The organism is Stenotrophomonas sp. PS02289 (genome assembly GCF_029960115.1).
In the GTDB taxonomy this organism is placed as follows: domain Bacteria; phylum Pseudomonadota; class Gammaproteobacteria; order Xanthomonadales; family Xanthomonadaceae; genus Stenotrophomonas.
The window spans coordinates 1-4,996 of record NZ_JASCOZ010000236.1 but is presented as its reverse complement, the minus strand read 5'-3'; the positions used below and the strand labels follow the sequence as shown (position 1 = coordinate 4,996).

Here is a 4,996-nt window from a genome sequence, read left to right as displayed (position 1 = left end):
CGTATATTTTTAAAATACACAGGAGCGGGGATGCCCCCGCTGCCGTTATACCGGGTTGCCGGGCAGAGCCCGGCACTACTAATACACGTCCCGCCGATACCGACCGGCGATGATCAACGCTTCTTTGTCCTCGCGTCCCAGCGCCTGCTCGATCACCGCGTCTACCGCCGGTGCCATGCCCTGCAGGCTGCCACACACCAGAATCGTGGCTCCTTCGCGAACCCACTGGCGCAGCGTGTCCAGCTGCGCGGCCAGTCGGTCCTGCACATAGCGATGCGCACCGCCGTCTCGACTGAATACCGCATCCAGTGGGGCGATGAAACCGTCGCGCTGCCAGCGCAGCAGGTCCTCGCCGAAGTGGAAATCGTGCGCGGCCGTGCGCTCGCCAAACAGCAGCCAGTTGCGGCGTGCGCCGGCTTCCGCCCGCGCCTGCAGGTGGGCGCGCAGGCCGGCGATACCGGTGCCATTGCCGATCAGGATCAGCGGTGCATCGGCCGGCGGTGCATGGAAATTCGGATTGGAACGGAAGCGCAGGTCGATGCGCCCGCCGGGTTCGGCGTAGTCGCACAGCCAGCCACTGCCCAGACCGGGCGTGCCATCCGGGCGCAGCAGGCGGCGCAACAGTAGCGTGACCTTGCCCTCCGCCGCGGTACTGGCGATGGAGTACTCGCGATGCGGCAGCGGCTTGAGCGAGGCCACCAGCGCGGCATCGTCGCTGGGGACCGACTCGGGCAGCTGCGGCAGATGTGAGCGGGCCAGATGGGTGCGCAATGACTCGCCCTCGATCAGTCGTGTGCCGTCGCGGCCGTGTGCCTGCAGCCAAGCCTCGACCTCGGCGGGCGCGTGCTGCGGACCGATCTCAACGACGTCGCCGGCCTGCCAATCCGGCAGCACGCCGTCAGCGGGCACCAGATCCACCCGCCAGGTGGCCGCACCGGGGCTGCCGGCGTTGACCTGTCCGCGATCCTGTAGCGTCCACGGCTGGTAATGCGCCGGGGCCCAATCCGGCAGTTCGGTCGGGTTGCCGCCGAGCTGGCCCAGCAGCTGCTGCCAGTGGCGCAATGCGGCCGGGTCTGCGTTGTCCACCTCAACGGTATCGAACAGCGGATGTGCACCGTGCTTGCGCAGCCAGGCGTCCAGCTGATGGCCGAATGCGCAGAAGTGGCCGTAACTGCGGTCGCCCAGCGCCAGCACGCCGTAGTGCAGATCAGGCAGCTTCAACGACTGCGGCATCACCTTGCGCAGGAACGGCAGCGCATGATCCGGTGCATCGCCTTCGCCGGTGGTGCTGGCGATGAACAGCACGCGCGCGCTGGAGTGCAGCAGATCGGCATCCACCTGATGCAGCCCGCGCAGCCGCACCGGCAGTCCGGCAGCGCGCAATGCTTCGGCACTGCGTTCGGCCAACTGCTGGGCAAAACCGGTCTGGCTCGCCCACACCAGCAGCAGGGCATCGCTGCCGCTGCCGGCGTCATCACGCTCGCGTCCGCGCCACCATAGCCAAGTGCAGAACGCGGCGTAGGCCAGCACGCTGCCGGCGGCCCAGCGCCAGTGCGAGGCCAGGGGTTCAGCCTGCCACCACGGCTCGGTCAGGTGCAGCTGCAGCAACAGCAGGGCGAGGACGGCCAACAACACACCGACGGCGATGTTGCCCAGGACGGCGCGGCTCATGCGGCCGCCTGTTGGGCGTCGAGCAGGTGCTGGAACGCCGGACTCAGGTGTTCTTCAATTGCGTTTGCGGTGCGGGTGACAAAGCGTGCGGCCAGGTCATGTTCGCCCGCGAACGCCAAACCTTCTTCAAGACCCATCACGGTCAGAGCGGTGGCCCAGCCGTCAGCATGCATCGCGTCGGCGGCCACCACCGTGACCGCGGCCGCGGCACGGGTCACCGGTGCGCCGGTGCGTGGATCCAGGGTGTGGCTGTACTGCACGCCATCGGCGGCATAGTGATGCCAGCGGTCACCGGAGGTGGCCACGGCGAGGTCATCCAGCGCCAGCACGCGCGGCGGATGGTCGGCGGCCGCATCGGCTTCGGGTTCGGATTCCACCAGCACCCGCCACGGTTGCCCGTCGGGCTTGCTGCCATAGCCGTGAAGTTCGCCGCCCACTTCCACCAGGGCAGCGCTGATGTCCTGCGTGCGCAGCCAGGCACTGACCGCGTCGACGGCGAAGCCTTTGGCGATGGCGGACAGATCCAGTTCCAACCCGCCGGGTTGGGTGAGGTGATTCGCACTCAGCGTCAGCCGTTGCCAACCGCAGCGATTGCGGGTGGCTTCAAGTGCGGTGGCGTCCGGCACGCGTCGCGCATGCGCGTGCGCACCGAAGCCCCACAAGGCGACCAGCGGACCCACCGTCGGATCAAATGCACCGCCGCTGCGTGCGGCGATGTCCATTGCGGCACGCAGCACGTGGCCGAACGGCTCCGGCAGCGATAACACGGTGCCGGCGGATGCGGCGTTGAAGCGGGAGATATCGCTGCCGGCTTCCCAGGTGCTCATCTGCGCGACCACCGTGTCCAGCTGCGCCTGGATGCCCGCATGCAGCGGGTGCAGGTCGCGGTTCGGCGCGGCCACCAGCGTGACCTGCCAGGTGGTGCCCATGGTGTGACCACCAAGGCGCGCGATGTCGGGGGAAGCAGGGAGCATGTGGATGTGGATGTTGCCGGTTGGTGCGGGGTGATTCGGGACGGTACGGGGTGAATCGGGATGGTGCGGGGGTGTGGGAACGTAGAGCCGGGCTTGCCCGGCTGCTGTTGGCGGATGGTTTGACGCGAAAAACAGCCGGGCAAGCCCGGCTCTACGGGGTTTCACGGTCGCCGCAGCCGGGCCGTGTCAGTCCGGCATTCCTTCCGCGCGGTTACTGCGGCAAAACCTCAAGCGTTGCGACGTAGTTCAACCGACGCGTCTTCGCCGGCTTCAGCGAGGTCTTCTTGTCTTCGCTGCTGGTTTCCAGCCAGTACATGCCAGCTTCCGGCCAGGTCACCGAGAACTCGCCCTTCTTGTCGGTGGTCACCTTGATCTCGTCCTGTGCGTTGCGGTACCGGGTACCGCCGCGGACGATTTCCACCGCCAGGCCGGCGCGCGGCTTGCCGTCGACCAGGATGCGGAACTTCGCCGCTTCACCGGCGGCCAGATCGTTCGGGTGACCCACGGCGACCAGCTCGATGCCCTGCTTGGTCGACTTCAGCGCGGTGTCGTTCGGCGTGCCGTTGGTGACGAAGGTCTCCACGCGGTTGACCGACTGCGCGACCTGCAGCTTCTTGGCCTTCTTCGGCACTTCGGTGGCGAAGGTGACCGGGGTGCCGCGCCAGCGCTTGGGCTGACCGTTTTCTTCCCAGGTCGCCGACAACCCGCTGTTGACCGAGGCCAGGCGGTAGGTGCCCTGCTGGGTCAGCTCCAGGTCGAACACGCTGCGGTACTTGCCGGTGGAGCCGTTCTGCGGCTGCACGGTGGTGCCGTCGGGGGCGGTGATGACGATGCTCTCCAGGCGCAGCGGCACATGGTTGAAGTAGAACAGGTCATTGGACACCGCCGCATCGACGGTGATGGCCGGATTGTTGCCGGCGATCACCGTCTGCGAGGGCAGCAGCCACGCCTTGTGGGCCAAGGCGGAGAACGGAAGTGCGGCAGCCAGGGCGGCGGCTAGGACAAGCGAGCGCTTCATCAAAAACTCCATGTACGGATGAGGGGTATCAGGGCTTGACCGACAGCGTCACCAGGCCCAGTTCGGTGCTGCCCTGCGCCTTGCCGGACTGCGGGGCAGTGGCCGGCCAGGTGAAGGGAATCTTGAGCAGTTCGCGGCCGCCGACTTCACGGACCGCTTCCACCACCAGAGTGTAGTTGCCCGGCGCAAGCGACTGCAGCGACGGGCCACGCGCGTCGGCCTTCTGCGACGAGAACGACAGCGCATGGTTACCTGCCGGACGTGTCGGCCCGGTGACGCCATCAACCGGAACGGTGAGGGTACGACCGCTCTTGCGCCACCACTGGCGCAGGTCCGGAAGCCACTTGGTGCCGTGGCCTTCGGCGTTGCCAGACTGCTGGTACCAGACCGACAGATTGGCGGCGACCTTCTGGTCGGCCCCTTCCAGCCATACCGCCACATACGGACGGTGGTACTCGGCCACGTTGAGCTTGGGTACCTCGACGTTGATGTCCAGGGTGGTGGCATAGGCCGGCGAGGTGGCCAGCAGGCCGCTCAGGGCGATGGTCAGGGTAACGCGCATGGTGCGGCTCCGTTGGGCAGGTCAGTGGATAAGGATCAGGGCGATCAGCAGCGGCACCATCAGGCCCACGCCGACCAGCGGCCAGGTCATGCGGCGCTGGCGGGCATGCAGGTGCAGCAGGAACAGGCCGGTGATGCAGAACACCAGGCAGGCGACGGCAAAGATGTCCAGGAACCAGCCCCAGGCCGGCCCGGCATTGCGGCCTTTGTGCAGGTCGTTGAAGTACGAGACCCAGCCGCGCGCGGTGGATTCGTATTCCACCGCACCGGTTTCGCGGTCGATGCTCAACCAGGCGTCGCCACCGGGGCGGGGCAGGGACAGATAGATCTCTTCCGGCGACCATTCGGCCGGCCGGCGGCCAATCGAGATGCCGAGTTCGTGGTCCAGCCAGCGGGTGGCCGCGCGGGGAATCGGGGCATTGCCGTCTTCGCGGTCGCCAAGCGTGGCCAGCAGGTCGGCCGGCAGCTCCAACTGCTGGTTGACCACCTGCGGGGTGGCTTCGATCTTCGCCGCGTGGTTCAGGGTGAGGCCGGTGGCGGCGAACAGGATCATGCCGATCAGGCACACCGCCGAGCTGATCCAGTGCCACTGGTGCAGGGTGCGCAGCCAGAAGCCTCGGGACTGTTGCTGCTGCACGCTGGAAGACGGGGTGGCCAAGGAGACGCGCTCGGGAATTCAGAGGCGGATTAGATCATTGTTGAGAATGGTTCGCAATTGGTGGGTGAAATCCCGGTAGCGCCGGCCGTTGGCCGGCCCGCATGAATCCATCAC

Annotated in this window: 5 protein-coding genes; all 5 read right to left on the bottom strand. The window is 67.1% G+C overall.

Going from position 1 to position 4,996, the window contains the following annotated elements; all coding sequences use genetic code 11:
- Nucleotides 1-78 precede the first annotated feature (78 nt).
- Nucleotides 79-1,671: a sulfite reductase flavoprotein subunit alpha gene (locus tag QMX83_RS20010; RefSeq protein WP_282298393.1), complete on the bottom strand. Its 1,593-nt coding sequence runs from the start codon at nucleotides 1,669-1,671 to the stop codon at nucleotides 79-81.
- Nucleotides 1,668-2,645, bottom strand: coding sequence for an FAD:protein FMN transferase (locus QMX83_RS20005; RefSeq protein ID WP_282298392.1), 978 nt, complete (start codon nucleotides 2,643-2,645; stop codon nucleotides 1,668-1,670). Before QMX83_RS20005 ends, QMX83_RS20010 begins: the two co-directional genes overlap by 4 nt.
- Nucleotides 2,646-2,856: 211 nt before the next feature.
- Nucleotides 2,857-3,663, bottom strand: a complete 807-nt coding sequence (locus tag QMX83_RS20000; RefSeq protein WP_282298391.1) for a DUF4198 domain-containing protein — start codon at nucleotides 3,661-3,663, stop codon at nucleotides 2,857-2,859.
- 28 nt (nucleotides 3,664-3,691) lie between these two features.
- On the bottom strand, nucleotides 3,692-4,225 hold the full coding sequence (locus QMX83_RS19995; RefSeq protein ID WP_282298390.1) for a DUF2271 domain-containing protein: 534 nt from the start codon (nucleotides 4,223-4,225) through the stop codon (nucleotides 3,692-3,694).
- 21 nt (nucleotides 4,226-4,246) lie between these two features.
- Nucleotides 4,247-4,882 (bottom strand): PepSY-associated TM helix domain-containing protein, encoded by a 636-nt coding sequence (locus QMX83_RS19990; protein ID WP_282298389.1) that lies wholly within the window; start codon nucleotides 4,880-4,882, stop codon nucleotides 4,247-4,249.
- Nucleotides 4,883-4,996: the final 114 nt, after the last annotated feature.

What these genes read in the sequence shown, in the direction of transcription:
- QMX83_RS20000 (WP_282298391.1), bottom strand. Translation starts at nt 3,663, where the DNA reads ATGAAGCGCTCGCTTGTCCTAGCCGCCGCCCTGGCTGCCGCACTTCCG.
- QMX83_RS20005 (WP_282298392.1), bottom strand. Translation starts at nt 2,645, where the DNA reads ATGCTCCCTGCTTCCCCCGACATCGCGCGCCTTGGTGGTCACACCATG.
- QMX83_RS19995 (WP_282298390.1), bottom strand. Translation starts at nt 4,225, where the DNA reads ATGCGCGTTACCCTGACCATCGCCCTGAGCGGCCTGCTGGCCACCTCG.
- QMX83_RS20010 (WP_282298393.1), bottom strand. Translation starts at nt 1,671, where the DNA reads ATGAGCCGCGCCGTCCTGGGCAACATCGCCGTCGGTGTGTTGTTGGCC.